An 18585-nucleotide genomic window follows, 5' to 3' on the forward strand; every position below is an offset into this window, starting at 1 on the left:
TGCCTCTATTTACTTTATAGTGCAGATGGGGACTTGCGGCAAGACCCCTTTGGTGAAGGAGACTAGTACCTCGCGTTGAGAGAGTGGAGCAGTTGTGACTGAAGTGATCATCGTCGGTGCCGGGCCGACCGGCTTGATGCTGGCCGCAGAGCTGGCTCTGGCAGGGGTGGACAGCGTTCTTGTCGAGAGACGAGCAAACCAGGAACTGGTCGGAACGCGTGCGCTGGGACTGCAGTCGCGGACCCTTGAGATGCTCGATCAGCGCGGCATCGTCGATCGTTTTCTCGATGAGGGCCAAGTCGCTCAGGTCTTGGGGTTCGGCAACACGCGACTGGGCATCATCGACTTTCCGTCACGACACCCGTACGGATTGGGCCTCCGGCAGCAGCGCACCGAACATATCTTGGCCGGGTGGGTCGAGGAGCTCGGGGTGAGAATCGACTACGGCGTCGACGTCACCGGATTCGATCAGGACCGCAGCGGAGTTGAGGCTCAGCTGTCCGATGGTCGTGTGCTGCGCGCTGACTACATCGTCGGCTGCGACGGAGGGCGCAGTCGGATCCGCAAGGCCGCGGGGATCGATTTTCCCGGTTGGGAGCCGACGATGAGCAGCCTCATCGCCGAGGTTGAGCTGACCGAAGAACCGGAATGGGGAGTCCACCAACACGAATTCGGAACGCAGGCGTTCAGCCAGCTTCCGAACGGCCGGGCAAGTCTCGTCGTCTCTGAGAAGGAGCCACAGGAGAGCTCGGAGCCCACTCTCGATGATCTGCGCTTCGCGCTGACCGAGGCGTGGGGACAAGACTTCGGAGTTCGCGATCCGAGTTCGCTGACTCGCTTCACCGACATGGCTCGACAGGCCGCTGCCTATCGTTCTTCCCGGGTGCTGCTGGCCGGTGACTCGGCGCATGTCCATTCGCCGGTCGGCGGCCAGGGCCTCAACACAGGAGTCCAAGATGCTGTGAACCTGGGCTGGAAACTCGCACAGGTGGTCAGAGGGACATCGCCGGACAGTCTCCTCAACACCTATCACTCGGAACGTCACGCAGTCGGCGCGCGAGTCATCCACCACAACCTGGCCCAGACGGCACTGATGCGAATGGACGACCGTGTCAACGCCCTGAACGAAGTGATCGATGGCTGGCTCCACATGGACGAGCCGCGCAAATCACTTGCCGGCGACCTCTCCGGCCTCGCCATCCGCTACGAGGCGCGAACCGACGTTGCCGGTACAGCCGATGCTGCCAATGGAACCGATGACGCCAGCTCAGACGTGCACCCACTGGTGGGTCGTCGCATGCCCGACCTGGATCTCCACACTCCAGCGGGGGCACGGCGAACATTCACGCTTCTCCACAGCGCTCGCCCAGTGCTGCTCAACCTCGGCGATGCCAGTGATATCGACATCACAGCATGGGCAGATCGTGTCGATCGTGTCGATGCGCGCTACTACGGTGTGTGGGATCTGCCGGTCATCGGCGAGGTGTCGGCTCCCACTGCCGTGCTCATCCGCCCGGACGGCTATGTGGCGTGGGTCGGGCAATCGTCGGCCGCAGGGCTCAGCGAAGCGCTGGGATTCTGGTTCGGTCTCTAGCTCTTCGTGGAACAATGGGTGGCAGAGCTCGCGTGTGCGCCGGGAAGAAGGATTGATTCGTGAATAGCCAGAACTCAGCTGTCGGTGAGACTGACGACCGCCTCGGCGCGGGACGGACTGCCGCCGTCATCATCGCCTCCACCTCGGCAGCCAGGGGAGAGGCGGCCGACACCACCGGCCCGATCCTCGTCGACTGGCTGCGCACCCGCGGATACGAGACTCCCGATGCCATCGTCGTCCGTGACGGCGAACCGGTCGGCCAGGCACTGCGCACGCTCCTCATCGACACCGACGAAGACCGGCGCCCGCGCATCATCGTCACCAGCGGCGGCACGGGACTGGCACCGGATGACCGGACCCCGGAATTCACCGCCGAACTCCTCGAGCGGCAGTCACCGGGGCTCGTGTACGCGATGTGGCGCAAGGGCTTGGAATCGACCACCTCGGCGGTGATGAGCCGCGGAGTCGCCGGCGTTCGCGGCCGCAGCTTCGTCATCAACTTCCCCGGCTCGAAGGGCGGAGTCAAGGACGGCATCACCATCATCGATGACCTCCTCGAACACATCCAGACCTCGATCGAGGACACCACCGACCACGGACCACGGGTCTGATCGCCATGGTGCAGCGCAGGGCCGTTCGTGCCCGAGTCCACAGATTCGACGCCACCGGAGAGATCTCCGCCGGCCCCGACTCCCTGGCTGGGGAAGAGCCGCTGGAGGTCCGCCTCAACGGGGAGCAGTTCTCCGTCACCATGCGCACACCCGGCAACGACATCGACCTTGTGGCCGGCTATCTCCTCTCCGAGGCGGTCATCACGACCATGGCCGACATCGAGGAGATCGACTTCTCCACCGGGCTCGCTCCCGACGGGACCCGGAACCACAACGTCGCGGCTGTGCGGCTGCGACCCGGAATCTGGAGCGCCGAGGCGGCCCCCGCCCGATCCGTCTATACCTCGTCCTCGTGTGGGATCTGTGGAACCGCGGCCATCGACGCGGTGACGAAGACGTCCCCTTACCCCCTGATCCCGGCCTCCTTCCACCACGATGAGGACGACGGTGAAGAGTACCGGTTTCCGCCCCTGCTCTCGGCCGCACGCATCGGTGAACTGCCCGACCGGCTGCGCACACAGCAGGACGTCTTCGACAAGACCGGAGGAGTCCACGCCGCCGCACTCTTCGCCGTCGGCGAGGATCCGAACGATGAGCCGGAGCTCCTCGTCGGGCGTGAGGACGTGGGCCGTCACAACGCCGTCGATAAGGTCATCGGCTGGGCGATGTCACACTACGGAATCGGTCTGCCGCTGAGCCGCACGGTCCTCCAGGTCTCAGCGCGCGCCTCATTCGAGCTCGTCCAGAAGTCCGCAATGGCAGGCATCCCGATGATGTCGGCCGTGAGCGCACCATCGGCACTGGCCGTCGATCACGGCAAGAGTGTGGGTGTCAGCGTCATCGGCTTCAACCGCAGGGGCCGTTTCAATGTCTACTCATACCCGGAGCGGGTGGCCTGAGCCCCGGCCTGATTCCGGGCACGGTGTTTGTGGCCCATCGGGTCACTGCACCTGGAGTCCCTGCCTCTTCAGGGCTGCCTGCCAACCGAGATAGCTGCCCTCGAGTTCGATGACGCGGTGCCCGGCTCGCCGCAGAGCACTGGAGGCCACCGAATTGCGCACACCGCTCTGGCAGAAGCTGACGATCGTACCCGAAGCCGGCAGCCGATCCTGATGCCACAGGACCCGCCCCGCACTCAGCTGCACTGCGCCGGGGATCGTGCCCTGCGCGAATTCCGATTTGTTGCGAACGTCGAGCAGGAGATCGTAATCGGTCGAGTCGAGGTCCTCCGGCCCCACCAGATCGGGGACAGCTGCGGGAAGGCCGTCGGTGCTGGTGACATAGCCTTCGGTGGTGTCGATGCCGACCCGAATGAAGTGGCTTCGCAGATGCTTGGCGGTGTCCGGGCCATCGGCCAGAAGCACGAGCGGCCGAGGGTCGGACTCCGGATCAAGCACCCAGCCCGCGTGGACGGCAGGCTTGTTCCAGGCTGGAATGTTGATCGCGTCCTGCACCGTGCCCGCATGGACACCGTGCTGATCTCTGGTGTCGATGAAGGTCAGAGAGGCGTTCCTCAGGCCCTCGCGGACTGCAGCGACACTCAGTTCTGGCAGGTCGGACTGTGGACCGAGAATCGCGGGGCCCTCCCGGTTCTGTCGTTTCATGCGGCCGAAATAGGAAGGAGCGTCCGGTTGTCCGTCCAGCAGCTCGTCGACGAAGCCCTGCTCATCGCTGGCTGCGAGATGGCGACCCCACCATGAGAAGGTGCGTTCGTAGCCGACCGTGGTCGACGGTACGGACCCAAGCGCCTTGCCGCAGGCACTTCCGGCACCATGCGCGGGCAGGATCTGCACATAGTCGGGAAGAGGCAGCAGCTTCTCACTCAAGCTGCGATAGAGCTGCGCCGCCCCGACATAGCGGGTATCGACTCCACCAGCTGCCTCGTCGAGGAGGTCAGGTCGCCCCAGATCGCCGACGAAGACGAAGTCACCGGTGAACATGAACCCGGGCTCCTCCGCTGTGGCGGTGTCGGTCAGGAGGAATGAGAGGTGTTCGGGAGTGTGTCCCGGCGTGTGCACCGCCTGCAGGACGAGGTTGCCTACGGTGATGGTGTCACCGTCGGCCAAGCGTTCGCCCTCGTAGCCGTATTGCCAATCAGCTCCGCCTTCACCGGACAGATGGGCAGTGGCGCCGGTGGAATCGGCCAATTCTCGGGTGCCGGAGAGGAAGTCGGCGTGAATGTGCGTCTCGGTGACGTGGACGATGCGCATCCCCTTGGCTTCGGCCAGCTCCAGGTAGGCGCTGATGTCCCGGCTGGGATCGATGACGATGGCGTCGCCGGTGGCCTGACAGCCGATGAAGTAACTCGCGTGGGAGAGGTCCTCATCGTAGATTCGCTCGAGTAACATGATGTTTCTCCTGTCGCGCCGCCAGGGTGAGGCTGCTGCACCGTTGCAGGGCATCGTCGTAGATGCTGTGAGTCAGACCTTGGGCGAGTTCCTCGAGGGTCAGCCATACCCGACTTATTGTCGGGGGACTCAATTTCAGAATACGCCGCACGGGCGGCGGGGGACAGGCATCAGCGGTCATCTCTAGGTCACGAGACGTCATCAATGTCGACGGCGAGGCGTGGCACATTGGTCTGCTCTGTGGCGAGTCAGTCGGGCCCGAATCCACCGCGGGAAGGAACAGCAGATCAGCCTTCAGTGGGAGGTGGCCCCGGCAGGTGCGCGCATACGCTGAATTCCTGGGCTACCCCGCCCAATTGAGACAAAGGATTCGCCATGACCGAGCTCACCATCAACAACAACCGACTGACGATCATCTTTCCCGGGTGGGAGCGAATGATGGCACGACGCCGTTTCCATTCTGTTCCCCTCGATGCGATCCGCGCCTTCGAAGTCACCGGGTGGCCGTCGGAGTTTTTGGGTCTGCGATCTGGAATGAACATCTCCGGCTACCGGAAGCTCGGCACCTATCGGCACCCGAACGGCACACGTCGTCTCGTGGCGATGAAGACCGGTGAACCGGTGCTGCGCATCGGCTTGATCGAAGGCTCTGAGAACGGGGGATTCGATGAACTGCTCATCTCCACTCCCAATGCCGAAGAGGTGAGCGCCGCGCTGCGAAGGTCACCGAGGTGAGCGCCGCGCTTCAGGACTGAACTTGCGCAGCTGCGGTCGGCGGCAGCACTAACCTTCTGTGGATTCCTCGACCACCCTGTCTGTGGCCAGCAGGGTCCGGTCTCCGGCTCGAAGAGTACCCACACCCCTCGATGTGAAGACGTCGGGAACTGCCACGATGCCCGAGCCCTCGGCAGGGTAGCCCCTGGCGATGCTGCCGGTGGCTGCGTTGTGGACCCGCAGACTCTCGCCCTCGCGCAGGTAGATGAGCCCGCCGACGGCAGCCTCTAAGACCACGGGCTCGGGCAGAGAGACGGGCAGTTCGTTCGTGGCCGTCTCATCGATGACCGTCAGGCCCTGCTCGTCCCTTGTGATGATCATCTCCGAGTTCGCATCTCGAGCGATCTCGCTGGCGGACTCGTCGAGGACATCACCAGTTTCTGCATCGATGACGGGCCCGGTCCCATCGTCGGCATCGAGGTGGATGAGACCGTCGACCTGTTCGGGGAAGGCTGTGAGCCCCTCGACGCTCCAGTTGTGATCCGCCAGCGGAATCTCCCACGCGGTGTCTCCTCCGTCCGAGGCGGAGAGAGTGTCCTGATCAACACTGAGGATCGTCCCCTGATACTCGCCGAGGACTCGCGAGGTCGAGGATTCCTCATCTGCGACTTCACCGGAGTCAGAGTCGAGTGCCACAGCTTTTCCGTCATCGGTCTCGCCGTCATCGTCGGCGGGCGAGAAGACCGTTCCCGGGCCGTGCAGCGGACCGGGCACGTCTGTCGGGCCCCACCGCTGCTCACCCGATTCGAGGTCATAGGCGCTCGCCGTCACCTCGGTGCTGCAGCTTTCGTCAGATGCCGAGTCGGTGAGCACCGCCAGCGGCCTCCCCTCACTGTCGGCGGTCACGGTGAACCCGGTGCAGCCCGTGGGTCGCTGGGCCTGCCACAGGGTGGTGCCGTTGCTGTCGACGGCGCTGAAGTCCAGCCGATCCTCGCTGCTGCCTGCGGACAGGAACACATCGCCGAGGTGCTTGACGTCGAGATCCCAGTCCGGCTCCACGAGCTCGAGCGGTTCGACGATCAGAGGCAGCTGCAGGTCGGAGGCATCGACTGCGTCGAGTTCCGTACCGACCTGCTTCGGTTCGCGTTCGAGCTCGGGCGGTTCCTCGGCCGAGGTGCAGCCAAAGAGGGCCAGTATGGTGGTCAGCCCGATGGTCAGACTGACGAATCCTCGCCTGGCCATCAGGGCCTTCGCTCGTCTCTGACCCGGTTCGGCGCCTTCGCGGTCTCGGTCCCGGTCTCGGTCTCCGATCCGGTCGCAGTCTCTGTCTGCTCCTGACTCTCGTCCCTGCCCGTCCTGTCCCTGTTGCGACGGCGCTCATGCCGGAACCACAGGGCGATGGCGACGACTGCCAACAGGCAGACGACGAGGATGTCGACCGTGGTCGACGTCCAGGAGCTCGCCCATTCCTGAATATGGGCAAGGGTTGAGGTTGAAACCAGAGACGGTGCCGAGACCAGACCGTTCGTCATCCAGAACACGATGCCGATGAGGACCATCAGGGCTCCGGTGATCATCGAGATGACGGGTAGCCGGCGGCCGAAGAAGTTGACCGAGCCTCCGCGCATGACCGACCTGGCTCGCGGCCCCATCCGCGACCACAGGGCCGCGATGATGAACAGCGGCACGACCATGCCGGCACCATAGATCGCCAGCATCACACCGCCGAGGAATACGCTGCCTCTCGTGGCCGCCAGAGTCAGGACCGCGCCGAGGATGGGCCCGGAGCAGATTCCGGCAATCCCGCTCGTGGCACCCAGGAGGAAGGTCTTCGTTGCTCCTGTCGCCGTTGCGGACTTCGACCTCATGGCGTCGGCACCCGGCAGCGCCCGAGCGGGGTCGAACCCGAATCCGAAGAACTGGACGATGCCGAGGATGACGAGGATCACCGAGGCGACGAGGACGATCGTTCCGCGATAGGCCGTGAAGATTGCTCCCAGGGTCCCTGCTCCCATCCCCAGGGGGATGAGGACGAGCAGCATTCCAACGTAGAAGATGACACCGTGGAGCAGCAGTCGTGACCCGGCCCCTACCGTGGAGCCGAAGAAGGCTGGCAGCAGCAGTGCCGCGCACGGGCTGAGCAGTGCGAGGACTCCGCCGATGAAAGCGCTGAGTAATCCGATGTCCATCAGTTCGCTCCTTCCAATTTCTGTTCTATGGCGTCGACGAAGACGCTGGTGGGTTGGGCTCCGACGTAGGGTTGATCGCCGAGGATGAACGTCGGAGTCGAGAAGGCGCCGAGTTCGGTGCCCATCTTGGCGTTCTTGTCGACAGCCGCGGCTGTTTCAGAGGAGTTCATGTCTTTCTCGAACTGGTTCATGTCGAGGCCGATATCGGCGGCCACGGATGTCAGCGCTTCGGGAGAGAGCTCCTCCGGCGGACGTGGTTTGCCTCCGGCGAACAGCTTCTCGTGGAACTCCCAGTGCTTATCCTGCAGAGCGGCCGCGTATGCCGCCTTGGCGGCCTGTTCGGACGCGGAGCCGAAGACGTTGACCTCGCGCCATTCGATGCGCAGATCATCGGAGTCGACGTAGTCGAGCATCTTCGGCAGAGTGTCCTGAGACCAGGCCGCACAGTACGGGCACTGATAGTCGGAGAAGACGACGAGAGTAACCGGAGCATCCACAGGACCGTCGGCCAGAGGGTCGTCATCGTCGCTGTCGAAATCGCTGACATCCTTCTGCTGGGGATCCTCGACCTCGGTGACGACGACATCCGACTCCTTCTGTCCGGCGGCGGTCGTCTGGCCAGAGTCGTCGCCCTGCTCTCGATCCATGAAGAGGATCATGAGCACGAGAGCCAGGGCCGAGGCGGTGACCACGAGAGGTATCCACCAACGGTATTGGGGCCTGAGCGCTTCGTGTCTCGGCATATCACCACTCCTGAATTGCTATGAAACTTAATAAAGTGCATGTCATGGCGGACCAGTGCTGCCACGTTCATTCCTGACTCGTGATCAACAGCGGTGTCTGTGGATCACCGATGAGCGCGGCACCGGATTCGGAGATGTGGTGTGGGGCTCCGAGCTGCTTGGTCGCCTTGAGCAGTGGAGTGTCCTTCTTGATGGGACTGCCGTCGCGAGCGGCTCTGGCTGTGACTGACTGCTCCTCCTGGTCCGAGTCGCTCTCGTTCTCCGGCTCGCTCCCACTCTCTGAGTCGAAGGTGATGAGACCTGTGCGCCCACTGCGGAAACCTCGGCGTGGGCAGGCAGCGGTGTGCTCCAGCGTTTGGTCCCATCGGCGTCGAAGCCGTGCAGTTCGGACCCGACCGTGACCAGGGTGTCGCTCGATGAATCGAACCAGGCCCCAGAGATCTCGGAATCGACGGTCGCACCCGAGCGCATGTCGATCAGAGTCCGCATGTCGCTGCCGGCGTCGCCCAGCAGTGCATGAGTGGTGCCGATCGGTTCCCAGGGCACCTCCCTGGCCTCGGACGTTGACATGCTGAACTCCTCGGCGGCTCGGTTCCATAGCTTTTGTCCATCGAGATCCTCGCCGACGATGTCACTGCCCTGGCTGCGAACGAGATGTTCACCGAACAGCGCCACCACACGTGGCGAGGCGTCGCCACCTTCACCTGCGTCCTCTCCTTCGGCGGCGACCACGTCTCCGGTGGCCGGGTCGAGTGCGGTGCGGGGACCGCTGGGTCCGATGTAGTCCTTCGGTGCGCCTGCGAAGATGAGGCCGTTGCCCAGCATTGCGCCGGGCGTCTCCACCGGTCCCCACTGTTTCTGACCGGTCTTGAGGTCATAGCCGCTAGCGGTAGGTGTGAGTGAGTTGCCGGTCGAGAGGTCTTGGTCCATTAGGACTGCAATGGGCCCATCATCGGTTGTGGTGACGAGATAAGCGGAACAGGCTCGTGGACGCCGCGCAGTCCACAGGACCTCCCCGGTCGAATCGACAGCGCGATATTCGAGGCTGTCATCGTTCTCGTGCATCGACAGGAACGTCCCGTCCGCTTCCTGGGCTGAGGCGTCCCAACCCGGGTCGACGGTGCGAGACGCAGCGGAATCGCTGTCTGCCTCCCCATGATTGGAGCTCAAAGCTTCACCGGCAGCGAAACTCGGAGCTCGTGACCCAGCCGAGCTCGGCTCGGATGACTGGGACTCCGAACCGAACGCAGAGCAAGCGCTGAGCGGCAGGACGACGGCGAGCGCGAGTGGCAGAACCGCTGAGGCGATGGGCCGTGGTCGCACGCCGCCTTACCCTTCCGCCTCGGCGAGGGCATCGTCGACGGCACCGACGAATTCCTTGGTCGGTTGGGCACCCACAAGGGGTTTGCCGCCGATGACGAACGTCGGGGTGCTGGCCACGCCCAGGGAAGAGCTCTCTTGGGCGTTGGCCTCGAACTCCTCGTGAGCGTCGACCGAGTTCAGGTCTCCCTTGAACTTGGTGGGGTCGAGGCCGAGTTCCTTGGCCGTGGACACCAGTGAGTCGTCGTCGAGCTCGGATTTCGGAGGGTGCTCACCGCCTTCGAACATAGCATTGTGGAACTCCCAGTATTTGTCCTGGAGGCCGGCGGCATAGGCTGCGCGGGCCGCCCTTTCGGACTCCTCACCGAAGACGGCGAGGTCACGCATCTCAATGCGCAGATCACCCTTGTCGACGTATTCCATCATGGTTGGCAATGTCTCCTCGTTCCAGGTGGCGCAGTAGGGGCACTGGTAGTCGGAGAACATGACGAGAGTCACCGGCGCATCGACATCGCCGACGGCGCGGCTGTCGTCTTCGACCCGGTGCTCGACGAACGACAGGTCGACCTCTTCGCCCTCGGAGCCTGAATCGCTGCCGGAGCCCGCTTCGCTCTGCGAGTGTGCGTTCGCACTGTCGTCAGAGGGGCCTTGGTTGGCGATGACCACGCCGATGAGCACCGTAGCGAGAACGATGACGGCTAAGGGCACGAGCCAGACCATGGGGCCGCGATCGGAACGGAACACGGGAGCCTCCTTGAAAATGTCGGGTTGGGAGTCGGATCGGCACGCATTCGAGGCAGCGTGCCATGGAACTTTACTATCTGGCATAGTATACTAACTTCCATAGTAAACGTTTTGTCCGAAGCTGCGCAACGAAGGGACCCTCATGCTGTTCTCCTACCTCTCTGAGGCGGCCCAGTCGCTTCGGATATGGGGCACCCGCCGCATCGTCGTCGCCATCGCGGCGGCCGGTGCTTCCGTGTTCGTCATCGGATTGTCCACGGTGCTGATTCCCAACTCCTTCTTCTCCAGAGACATCCCTCCCGAGTGGTGGGACTACCCGGTCTGGATTCTCATGTCGGTCCTCTTGGGCCTGCTCATTGCCACCTATGTCCGCGAGCCCGGCCCTCGCAGAACCGGTTCCCGTGGGAACAAAGACGTTGCCGATGCGGTCGACGATGACTTGGCCGATGAGGACGTGGTCGATGAGAGGGCTGAACGTCGCGGCGGCACCTTCGGCACCGTGGGCGGCATGCTCGGATGGTTCGCCGTGGGGTGTCCTGTCTGCAACAAGATCGCGCTTCTGGTGCTCGGCTACACTGGGGCTCTCACATACTTTGCGCCGTTGCAGCCTGTGCTGGCGGTGCTGTCGGTCATCCTGCTGCTGGTCGCGGTGGTCGTCCGCCTCAAGGGGCAGTTCTCCTGCCCGGTGCCCAATCGTGAAAGGAGCCGTCTGTCATGACATCAGCGTCGGATTCGACTGAGAAGTCATCACCGATTCGCCTCGGTGCTCTCGAGCAGCAGGTCATGGACCTGCTGTGGGACGAGGGGGCGTTGACGGTCAGGCAGATCATCGAGGCCTCGGACAATGTTCCCGCCTACACGACGATCGCGACCGTGCTGACGAACCTTGAGCGGAAGGGCCTCGTGCGGCGTGAGCGACAGGGCCGATCGGTGCTGCACCGTCCGATCATCAGCCGCGAGGAGCATGCGGCGACGCTCATGCAGAAGGCGCTGCTCAACGGGGGAGACCGGGCGGCATCGATCCTGCACTTCGTCGAAGGCATCGGAGCCGAGGACGTCGAGCTCCTCCGTGGCTATCTCAACTCCAAGGAAGAACGCGGATGAGTCTGCTGCTCATCGGCGCCGGCGCAGTCGCTCTGTTCGCCCTCATCTCCTTCATCGGTCCTCTTCTCGTGAGAACGGCCGCGCCGGTTCTCATGCGGGTACCGCGGTTGGCCGTGTATGGGCTCCTGTTGGTGTCCCTCATGTGGTGGGCCGTCGTGGCAGCGCTGAGCCTCATGGCGGCCTCGCTGTTCAAGGGTCCGGATGTTCTGCCCGTTCCCCTTGCCGATGTGTGCCAGCGGTGCCTCATCGCAGCCAGTCCCTTCCCCGGGCTGGCGCAGGTCGACACATTGGTCCCGGTCGTCCTCTTCCTCATCTTCCCGCTTGTGCTCTCGGTGGTCTCCGCCGTCTGGGCGCTGCATCAGCGGACTCGTCGCAGGCAGGCGAATTCGGCTGCAGCTCAGCGACTGCGCCGGGACTCGGCGGTCGCCGATATCAACGGGCATTCACTGAACGTCCTCGATGGTCGGGCCCCGTTCGCGTTCTCAATGCCACAGAAATACGGCGGTGTGATCGTCTCCGAAGCTTTGTGTGCGACCTTGGAGAAGAATGAGCTCACCGCCGTGCTCGAGCACGAAAGAGCCCACGTCGAGGGCGGGCATCATCGGGTGATGGCAATCGTCGACACCTTCGTGCGACCGCTGTCGTTCATTCCCTTGTTCGCCGAGGTGGCTGCTTCCATTCCCCTCTACCTCGAGATCATTGCCGACAGCCGAGCTCGGCAGGTTGCCGGCACGCCGGCTCTGGCCAGCGCTCTCCTCAAGATCGGGCAGCCCGCGAGCCACAGCGACCACCTCGGCGGCCTCCATGCTCTCAATATCGCCGGACCTGACCGCATTCGACAGCTGGTCTCACCGGCCACTATGACATCCGGGGTACTGCCGGTGGTGGCTCTGGTCAGCGTGCTCGCGGCATTCGTCACCGTCTTCTCCTCAGTCTTCTACTCCTACGCCACGGTGCTGGCCACCGGATGCGCCATACCCTGACTCACCTCGGTGAAGTGGTCACCGCTCGGACTCAAACCACTTCGACCACTCAGATGCATATCATGCTGGAAGGGAGCATGAGGAGAGCGCTGAGTGGATAGTCGAGAACAACAGGGGCCGAGCAGGGGAATGCTGACGGTCCTGCTGGGCGCTGTCGGTGCCGGACCGCTTCTGCTCTACGGGCTCAGTGCTGTCAGCGACTCGATCATCGTCGACCTGGGCATCTCGGAGGCTCAATTCGGTCTCCTGGCCACCGCCTGCTTCACCTGTGCGGCCATCGGCAACGCCACACTGGCACGTGTCGCCGACAGGCATTCGGACATGTCCCTCATGACCATTGTCTTCGCACTCGCCGCCGCGGCATTGGCGCTGGTGGCGGTCCCGGCGGGATTCGGAATGCTGCTCGTCGCTGCAGCCCTGTCGGGCATTGCACAGTCCTTCCCCAACGGGGTCACCAACCGGATCCTCCTCGAACGCGTTCCGGTGCAGAAGCGGATCGGCTGGGTGGGAATCAAGCAGTCGGGGGTGCAGGTCAGCCAGCTGGTGGTCAGTGTGGTCTTTCCGCTGCTGGCCGCGGCCGCAGGGTGGCGGGGCGCGGCCCTGGCCATCGCACTCGTCCCGCTCGTCCTTATGGTGATGACCTGGCGTGCGCTGCGTGCCGCACCGCTGTTGGCCGAGACGTCGGCACCGGTTGCCGAATCTGATCCCGGCGAACCCGATCTCGCCGAGGCTGACGACGCCAACGCTGATCCTGCCGCACCGGTGACGCCGGCACCAGCCACCTCGCCGCGGTACCCGGGCATGATGTGGGCACTGGCGGCCTTCGGCCTGCTCAACGGCATCGGGGTCCAGGCAACCAATGTCTATATGCCGCTGTTCTCCGTGCGCGAGTTGGACTTTCCACTCGTGCTCGGCGGTGTCACCGCCGCGGTGGCCGGTGCGATCGGTGTGGCCGCCCGAGTCGGTTGGGCCAGGCAGATGGCCCGCGGTGCTTCCGGGCCTCGCGTGCTGCTGCTTCTTGCGCTCATCGCCGTCACCGGTGCCGCCTTGTTCTTCGCCGCTGGTGTGACCGGATGGGCGTGGCTGCTGTGGATCGCGGCGGCACTGCACGGCACCTCGGCACTCGGCGTCTCTGTGGTACTCATGAGCGCTCTCATGCGGTCGATTCCCGCGACCGCGATGGCGTCGGCAAGTGGAATGGTCACCGCCGGCATGTTCACCGGGTTCGCGCTCGGCCCTGTTGCCATGGGGCTGTTGGTCAGCTCACCCGGTGGCTTCTCGCTGGGCTGGGCCGTTGTCGGACTGGTCTACCTGCTCTGCGCGCTGCTCGCTGTTGTGCTCATTCGCGCAGCGAACAGAGCAGCCTGATCCGGCCATTGATGCGACTGTTCCGAACAGCGGAGGATACTCTCCCTCAGACAGTCACACCAGGTCTTGTCTGTTGTGTGGAGTCTGCTTAAACTTCCCGATAGATGGCGCAGACAGGTAGCCGGTGCGAACTGATACAGCGAGGTGTCTGATGAGCAAGGATGTTGAACTCGGAACCATCACAACCGATGTGCCGGCTCGGATAGACCGACTCCCGTGGGCTCGATTTCACTGGATGGTTGTCGTCGGCCTCGGCAGCGTGTGGATCCTCGATGGACTCGAAGTCACAATGGTCGGCAATGTCGCCGCCCGAATGACAGAGGAAGGCAGCGGCATCTCGATGACCGCCGGACAGATCGGCACCGCGGGGGCCATCTACGTGCTGGGGGCGTGCGTCGGCGCCATTGTCTTCGGTCAGCTCACCGACAGGTTCGGTCGCCGCAAACTCTTCCTGATCACCCTTGTCCTCTATCTCGTCGCCACTGTGGCCACGGCGTTCTCCTTCTCACCGTGGTACTTCTTCCTCGTCCGCTTCCTCACTGGTGCCGGAATCGGCGGCGAATACGCGGCCGTGAACTCTGCCATCGACGAGCTCATCCCCGCCCGGGTGCGCGGACGCATCGACCTCATCATCAACGGGTCCTACTGGCTCGGTGCTGCCGGAGGAGCGGCGACGACCTTGTTCTTCCTCAACACCGACATCTTGCCGCAGATGATCGGCTGGCGACTCGCCTTCGCCGTCGGCGCACTGCTGTCGATCTTCGTCTTCGTCGTGCGCAAGAACGTGCCGGAGAGTCCACGCTGGCTGTTCATCCACGGACAGCAGGACGAGGCCGAACGCATCGTTGAGAATATCGAGACCGACATCGAGGAAGCGACTCAGGACAAGCTTCCGGCACCGGATCAGACGATCACGATCCGCCAACGCAAGACGATCTCCTTTGCCGAACTGGCGAGGGTCGCATTCAAGCTCTATCCGCGGCGGGCGATTCTCTGCCTGCTCCTCTTCGTCGGTCAGGCCTTCCTCTACAACGGAATCACGTTCAACCTAGGCGGCATCTTCAACGGCTTCTACGGGGTGGCCGCGGCGAGTGTGCCGATCTTCATCATTCTCTGGTCTTTGAGCAACTTCGCCGGGCCCGTTGTCTTGGGCAGGCTCTTCGACACTATCGGACGCAAACCCATGATCGCGTTCAGCTATCTCGGATCAGCGGTCGTTGCAGTGGTCCTCGCGTTCGTCTTCAACGCGGACATCGGCAACGCCTGGGTCTTCCTCATCATTCTCGTCGTCTGCTTCTTCCTCGCCTCCTCCGGCGCCAGCGCCGCGTACCTCACCGTCAGTGAGATCTTCCCGATGGAAACCAGGGCCCTGGCGATCGCCTTCTTCTACGCGATCGGCACCGCCGTCGGTGGCATCGCAGGGCCACTGCTCTTCGGCAACATGATCGAGTCAGGTGACCGGTCGCTGGTCGCGATGGCATTCTGCATCGGCGCAGGGGTCATGGCTCTGGGCGGGGTCGCCGAGATCTTCCTCGGTGTCAAGGCCGAAGGTGCGAACCTCGAGGACATCGCCCGCCCCCTGACAGCCGAGGACGCCGACGAGGCCAAGGATGAGGTCGAGGAGAAGAAGTCTTCTGAGGAGGGGGAGCGGAAGGTGCCGCAGAGCCGAAGGCAGAGGCTGCGTCCTGGCCCCGGTTCGGCGGGGATGTACTCCCCATGGCCATCGGTGTCCTCACGCGATGTCCCACCCGAGGTCTCAGCCAACGAGGTGCAGGGCATCATTGACTACGTCGGCGACATGCAGCCTGTCTCAGAGACGGAGCTCTACCGCGCCATCGGTGCCCGCCATTGGGGCCCGGGGCGTTTCCACTCTTCGGTGCGCGAAGCGATCAGGCAGGGACACATCCGGCGCAATCGTCGCGGCAGACTGGAATTGACTGCCCATTGAGCGGAAATGACGGGACTGCACAGGCGTCCCGCGTAGAATCAGGACTATGCGTAAACGTGTGCTCTTCATCGTCTTGGCCGTCATCGCGGTGCTCGGATTGATCGCCGGTATGCTCACCGGCACCCCCACGTGAGGGCCGCCCCGTCACTCGATGAGAAGGTCCGAGAGGGTCAACGCTGTGACAGGCAGCCGGTCGGCGCAGCTGAGTGCCGCCGCATGAGAAGGACGACAGGGCACGGAAGCCAGGTTCAATCCATCGATGTCCGGATGGTCGGGGGCTCTGATCGACGATGCCCAAGCACCGCTGCCGTCGAGAGATGACGTTTCCTCACCGGTTCGGACCACTTCGGTTCGGACCACTTCCAGCTTGTTGGGCTCCACACTCAGACCATGTCCAGTCGTCTTCAGCGCAGCTTCCTTGGCTACCCAGAGTTCGAGCCGCCTCCGATCTGAGTTCGTGCAGGCGGAAGTGCGCTCACCTGGGGCCAGCACGTAGTCATCGAATCCGGGGAAGACCTCGCTCGGAAGACCTTCGATGTCAACGCCGATCGGTGAGGACGGCGGCGCAGAGCCGACCAGCACCATCGTTCCCGAACGCGACAGGCTGACTTCTGCGTCCGTGACCTGGGGCTTGCCGTGTGGGCCACCGCAGCTGCGGCAGCAACGCGTGAACTCCAGGTCACCAGCACTGCGAACATCGGCGCCGAGTCGACGAGCAGCGACGAGGCGCAAGACGAGATGTGCACAGCGATAAGCGATCCGATCGGATGCGTGGCGCAGGCGATCGGAGCGCTTCACCTCAGCCGGTGAGAGCAGTGAGGCGAGCCAGGGGTGAGCCGACTGAGTCTCGCGCATCTCGTTGATGTCGCACACCAGGTACTCGATCCCGGCAGCGGTCATCTCTTGCTGATCCCCCGGTACTGGGTCACCGCAACGGTGGAGAAGATCGCAATGACTGCCACGCAGCTGATCACCGCGTAGAGCATCGGGTTGTCTGCCGCCCATCCGGTGCCTGAGGTGTACCCGGCGGGGGAGACATTGCCGAACAGTTCTCGGACGCTGGTTGCCACTGCAGTGACGGGATTCCATGAGGCGATCGCCTGCAGCGGTCCAGGCAGTGAATCGACCGAGACGAAGGCACCGGAGAGGAAGGTGACCGGAAAGAGCCAGATCAGGCCGAGGCTCTGAGCCACCTCGACACTTCGCGCTGTCAATGCGATGAACGCTCCGATCCACGACATGGCGAATCCGAAGAGGAGCAGGAGCAGGATGCCGAGGAGCGCTGACCATGGGCCTTCGGTGATGCGCCACCCGATGATCAGTCCGCAGACCATGGTGACGGCGAGGGAGATCACACCGGTGGCCAAGTCGGAGGTGGTCCGGCCCAGGATGACTGCCACGCGGGACATCGGCAGCGATCGGAACCGGTCGATGAGCCCCAGCTGAAGGTCCTTGGCGAGGTAGACGGCCGTGAATGAGGAGTTGAAGGTCAGCGTCTGGGCCAGGATTCCCCCGATGAGGAACTCCCGATAGGGTGCGCCGCCCAGGCTGCCGCCGAAGACGAATGCGAGCAGGAACACGAAGATCACCGGCTGCACGACGCCGGTGACCAGTGCTCCGGGGTTCGACCCACGTTGAGGAGATTGCGCCAGGCGATGACGGAGCTGTCGCGTGCCGCCGAGGTGATGGTGCTCATGCTCCCACCTCGACTTCCGACTGCGGCTGAGGCGATGGTTCCGCAGTGGCCGGGCTTCCAGTCAGCTCCAGGAAGACGTCGTCGAGCGTCGGACGGCACAGTGCCGCCTCGGTGACGACGACACCGGCTCGGTCCAGGGCGCCGAGCACCTCCAGCAGAGTCTTCTGTCCCTGCGGGGCCGGGACTGTGAGGCGCTGACCCGTGGAATCGCGCTGCGGTGTGACCGAGCCTCCGAGGATACGCTCGATGACGCGCAGTGTCTCGGCGAGGAAATCGGGGCTGACCAGGGTCAGCGAGATGCGTTCTGCGCCGAGGCTGACCTTGAGTTCGTTCGAGGTCCCCTCGGCGATGACTCGACCGGAGTCGATGACGGCGATACGATCCGCCAGCTGATCGGCTTCCTCCAGATATTGGGTCGTCAGCAGCACGGTGGTCCCTTGGCTGACAAGAGTGGAGATGACGTCCCAGGTGTCCAGCCTGCCGCGTGGGTCGAGGCCGGTGGTGGGCTCGTCGAGAATCACCACCGGTGGCCTGTAGACCAGAGCCGAGGCCAGGTCGAGACGCCGTCGCATGCCGCCTGAATAGGCGCCTGCTCGTTTGTCTCTGACGTCGACGAGGGCGAACTCCCTGAGCAGTTCGCGAGCTCGAGCTCGCGACTCGGCGCGGCTCATCCCGTAGAGGCGGGCGACCATGAGGAGGTTCTCGTAGCCGGTGAGCTTCTCATCGACTGCCGCATACTGTCCGGACAGTCCGATGCTGCGGCGCACGGCGGTGGGATCGGCTGTCACCGAGTTCCCCGCGACGGTCGCGTCTCCCGAGTCGGGACGGATCAGCGTGGACAGAACCTTGACCGTGGTGGTCTTGCCTGCCCCATTGGGCCCCAGCAATCCGAAGATCTGTCCTTGGTCGACCTGCAGGTCGATTCCGTCCAAGGCTCTGAAGCTGCCGTAGTTCTTCCTCAGTTGGTCAATGCGGATCACTATGACGCGATCTCGGCGAGCCGGCGCGGAGTGATGTCCGTCCAATTCGCCTCGACGAATTCGAGGCATTCATCGCGCTGCGCCGGGCCGAAGGCGATGACCCAGCCAGCGGGTGCATCGGCGAACGTCGGCCAGAGGGAATGCTGTTGGAGGTCGTTGACGAGTACACGGAAAGTGGCGGTGGTGTCATCAAAGGGGTTTTGCACTTTTCCTCATCTCCTGTCGATTGCTGCTGAGATATAA

At 63.7% G+C, this 18585-nt stretch carries 19 protein-coding genes; 9 read left to right on the top strand and 10 right to left on the bottom strand.

Annotated elements, in window-relative coordinates; translation table 11 throughout:
- Window positions 1-94 precede the first annotated feature (94 nt).
- From HU144_RS07445 to fdhD, 3 genes are read left to right on the top strand one after another with little or no spacing between them, the layout of a single operon-like run.
- Window positions 95-1594 carry an FAD-dependent monooxygenase gene (locus HU144_RS07445; RefSeq protein WP_235350798.1) on the top strand — a complete coding sequence of 500 codons (1500 nt, stop codon included), beginning with the start codon at window positions 95-97 and terminating at the stop codon, window positions 1592-1594.
- A gap of 59 nt (window positions 1595-1653) precedes the next feature.
- A complete protein-coding gene (locus HU144_RS07450; protein WP_235350799.1) occupies window positions 1654-2205 on the top strand; it encodes a MogA/MoaB family molybdenum cofactor biosynthesis protein in 552 nt (183 codons plus the stop codon).
- Window positions 2206-2210: 5 nt separating this feature from the next.
- Entirely contained in the window at window positions 2211-3104 is an 894-nt protein-coding gene (fdhD, locus tag HU144_RS07455) for a formate dehydrogenase accessory sulfurtransferase FdhD (RefSeq protein ID WP_235350800.1), read from the top strand.
- Between the two features lie 42 nt (window positions 3105-3146).
- Here fdhD and HU144_RS07460 read toward each other — a convergent pair whose 3' ends face one another.
- A complete protein-coding gene (locus HU144_RS07460) occupies window positions 3147-4553 on the bottom strand; it encodes an MBL fold metallo-hydrolase (protein WP_235350801.1) in 1407 nt (468 codons plus the stop codon).
- A 375-nt stretch (window positions 4554-4928) separates the two neighbouring features.
- On the opposite strand from HU144_RS07460, the gene HU144_RS07465 reads away from it, so the two are divergent.
- Complete coding sequence (locus HU144_RS07465; protein ID WP_235350802.1) at window positions 4929-5288, top strand: hypothetical protein; 360 nt, start codon at window positions 4929-4931, stop codon at window positions 5286-5288.
- Between the two features lie 48 nt (window positions 5289-5336).
- Here HU144_RS07465 and HU144_RS07470 read toward each other — a convergent pair whose 3' ends face one another.
- The 5 genes from HU144_RS07470 to HU144_RS07490 all read right to left on the bottom strand — a co-directional run bounded on the left by HU144_RS07470 (window position 5337) and on the right by HU144_RS07490 (window position 10263).
- Window positions 5337-6509 (bottom strand): PQQ-like beta-propeller repeat protein, encoded by a 1173-nt coding sequence (locus HU144_RS07470; protein WP_235350803.1) that lies wholly within the window; start codon window positions 6507-6509, stop codon window positions 5337-5339.
- Window positions 6509-7456: a cytochrome c biogenesis CcdA family protein gene (locus HU144_RS07475; protein WP_235350804.1), complete on the bottom strand. Its 948-nt coding sequence runs from the start codon at window positions 7454-7456 to the stop codon at window positions 6509-6511. The genes HU144_RS07470 and HU144_RS07475 overlap by 1 nt, the downstream gene beginning before the upstream one ends.
- Window positions 7456-8199, bottom strand: coding sequence for a DsbA family protein (locus HU144_RS07480; protein WP_235350805.1), 744 nt, complete (start codon window positions 8197-8199; stop codon window positions 7456-7458). The genes HU144_RS07475 and HU144_RS07480 overlap by 1 nt, the downstream gene beginning before the upstream one ends.
- 84 nt (window positions 8200-8283) lie before the next feature.
- Window positions 8284-9522 carry a hypothetical protein gene (locus HU144_RS07485; RefSeq protein WP_235350806.1) on the bottom strand — a complete coding sequence of 413 codons (1239 nt, stop codon included), beginning with the start codon at window positions 9520-9522 and terminating at the stop codon, window positions 8284-8286.
- Between the two features lie 6 nt (window positions 9523-9528).
- Complete coding sequence (locus HU144_RS07490; protein WP_235350807.1) at window positions 9529-10263, bottom strand: DsbA family protein; 735 nt, start codon at window positions 10261-10263, stop codon at window positions 9529-9531.
- Between the two features lie 142 nt (window positions 10264-10405).
- On the opposite strand from HU144_RS07490, the gene HU144_RS07495 reads away from it, so the two are divergent.
- From HU144_RS07495 to HU144_RS07515, 5 genes are all read left to right on the top strand, one after another.
- Window positions 10406-10981, top strand: coding sequence for a hypothetical protein (locus HU144_RS07495; RefSeq protein ID WP_235350808.1), 576 nt, complete (start codon window positions 10406-10408; stop codon window positions 10979-10981).
- Window positions 10978-11367, top strand: a complete 390-nt coding sequence (locus HU144_RS07500; RefSeq protein WP_235350809.1) for a BlaI/MecI/CopY family transcriptional regulator — start codon at window positions 10978-10980, stop codon at window positions 11365-11367. Before HU144_RS07495 ends, HU144_RS07500 begins: the two co-directional genes overlap by 4 nt.
- Window positions 11364-12350, top strand: a complete 987-nt coding sequence (locus HU144_RS07505) for a M56 family metallopeptidase (RefSeq protein WP_235350810.1) — start codon at window positions 11364-11366, stop codon at window positions 12348-12350. The genes HU144_RS07500 and HU144_RS07505 overlap by 4 nt, the downstream gene beginning before the upstream one ends.
- A 93-nt stretch (window positions 12351-12443) precedes the next feature.
- Window positions 12444-13718 carry an MFS transporter gene (locus HU144_RS07510; protein ID WP_235350811.1) on the top strand — a complete coding sequence of 425 codons (1275 nt, stop codon included), beginning with the start codon at window positions 12444-12446 and terminating at the stop codon, window positions 13716-13718.
- Window positions 13719-13869: 151 nt separating this feature from the next.
- Window positions 13870-15666, top strand: a complete 1797-nt coding sequence (locus HU144_RS07515; RefSeq protein ID WP_235350812.1) for an MFS transporter — start codon at window positions 13870-13872, stop codon at window positions 15664-15666.
- 144 nt (window positions 15667-15810) lie between these two features.
- Here HU144_RS07515 and HU144_RS07520 read toward each other — a convergent pair whose 3' ends face one another.
- The 4 genes from HU144_RS07520 to HU144_RS07535 all read right to left on the bottom strand — a co-directional run bounded on the left by HU144_RS07520 (window position 15811) and on the right by HU144_RS07535 (window position 18548).
- Window positions 15811-16566 (bottom strand): 4'-phosphopantetheinyl transferase family protein, encoded by a 756-nt coding sequence (locus HU144_RS07520; protein ID WP_235350813.1) that lies wholly within the window; start codon window positions 16564-16566, stop codon window positions 15811-15813.
- Window positions 16563-17246 carry an ABC transporter permease gene (locus tag HU144_RS07525; RefSeq protein ID WP_235350814.1) on the bottom strand — a complete coding sequence of 228 codons (684 nt, stop codon included), beginning with the start codon at window positions 17244-17246 and terminating at the stop codon, window positions 16563-16565. The genes HU144_RS07520 and HU144_RS07525 overlap by 4 nt, the downstream gene beginning before the upstream one ends.
- A gap of 112 nt (window positions 17247-17358) precedes the next feature.
- Entirely contained in the window at window positions 17359-18342 is a 984-nt protein-coding gene (locus HU144_RS07530) for an ATP-binding cassette domain-containing protein (RefSeq protein ID WP_235350815.1), read from the bottom strand.
- Window positions 18342-18548, bottom strand: a complete 207-nt coding sequence (locus HU144_RS07535; protein ID WP_096159599.1) for an MbtH family protein — start codon at window positions 18546-18548, stop codon at window positions 18342-18344. The genes HU144_RS07530 and HU144_RS07535 overlap by 1 nt, the downstream gene beginning before the upstream one ends.
- Window positions 18549-18585 lie beyond the last annotated feature (37 nt).

Source organism: Brevibacterium sp. UCMA 11752 (assembly GCF_021532235.1).
In the GTDB taxonomy this organism is placed as follows: Bacteria; Actinomycetota; Actinomycetes; order Actinomycetales; family Brevibacteriaceae; genus Brevibacterium; species Brevibacterium antiquum.

Coding starts and splice junctions, on each gene's coding strand:
- HU144_RS07500 (WP_235350809.1), top strand. CDS start 10,978: ATGACATCAGCGTCGGATTCGACTGAGAAGTCATCACCGATTCGCCTC.
- HU144_RS07520 (WP_235350813.1), bottom strand. CDS start 16,566: ATGACCGCTGCCGGGATCGAGTACCTGGTGTGCGACATCAACGAGATG.
- HU144_RS07505 (WP_235350810.1), top strand. CDS start 11,364: ATGAGTCTGCTGCTCATCGGCGCCGGCGCAGTCGCTCTGTTCGCCCTC.
- HU144_RS07480 (WP_235350805.1), bottom strand. CDS start 8,199: ATGCCGAGACACGAAGCGCTCAGGCCCCAATACCGTTGGTGGATACCT.
- HU144_RS07475 (WP_235350804.1), bottom strand. CDS start 7,456: ATGGACATCGGATTACTCAGCGCTTTCATCGGCGGAGTCCTCGCACTG.
- HU144_RS07470 (WP_235350803.1), bottom strand. CDS start 6,509: ATGGCCAGGCGAGGATTCGTCAGTCTGACCATCGGGCTGACCACCATA.
- HU144_RS07495 (WP_235350808.1), top strand. CDS start 10,406: ATGCTGTTCTCCTACCTCTCTGAGGCGGCCCAGTCGCTTCGGATATGG.
- fdhD (WP_235350800.1), top strand. CDS start 2,211: ATGGTGCAGCGCAGGGCCGTTCGTGCCCGAGTCCACAGATTCGACGCC.
- HU144_RS07460 (WP_235350801.1), bottom strand. CDS start 4,553: ATGTTACTCGAGCGAATCTACGATGAGGACCTCTCCCACGCGAGTTAC.
- HU144_RS07515 (WP_235350812.1), top strand. CDS start 13,870: ATGAGCAAGGATGTTGAACTCGGAACCATCACAACCGATGTGCCGGCT.
- HU144_RS07465 (WP_235350802.1), top strand. CDS start 4,929: ATGACCGAGCTCACCATCAACAACAACCGACTGACGATCATCTTTCCC.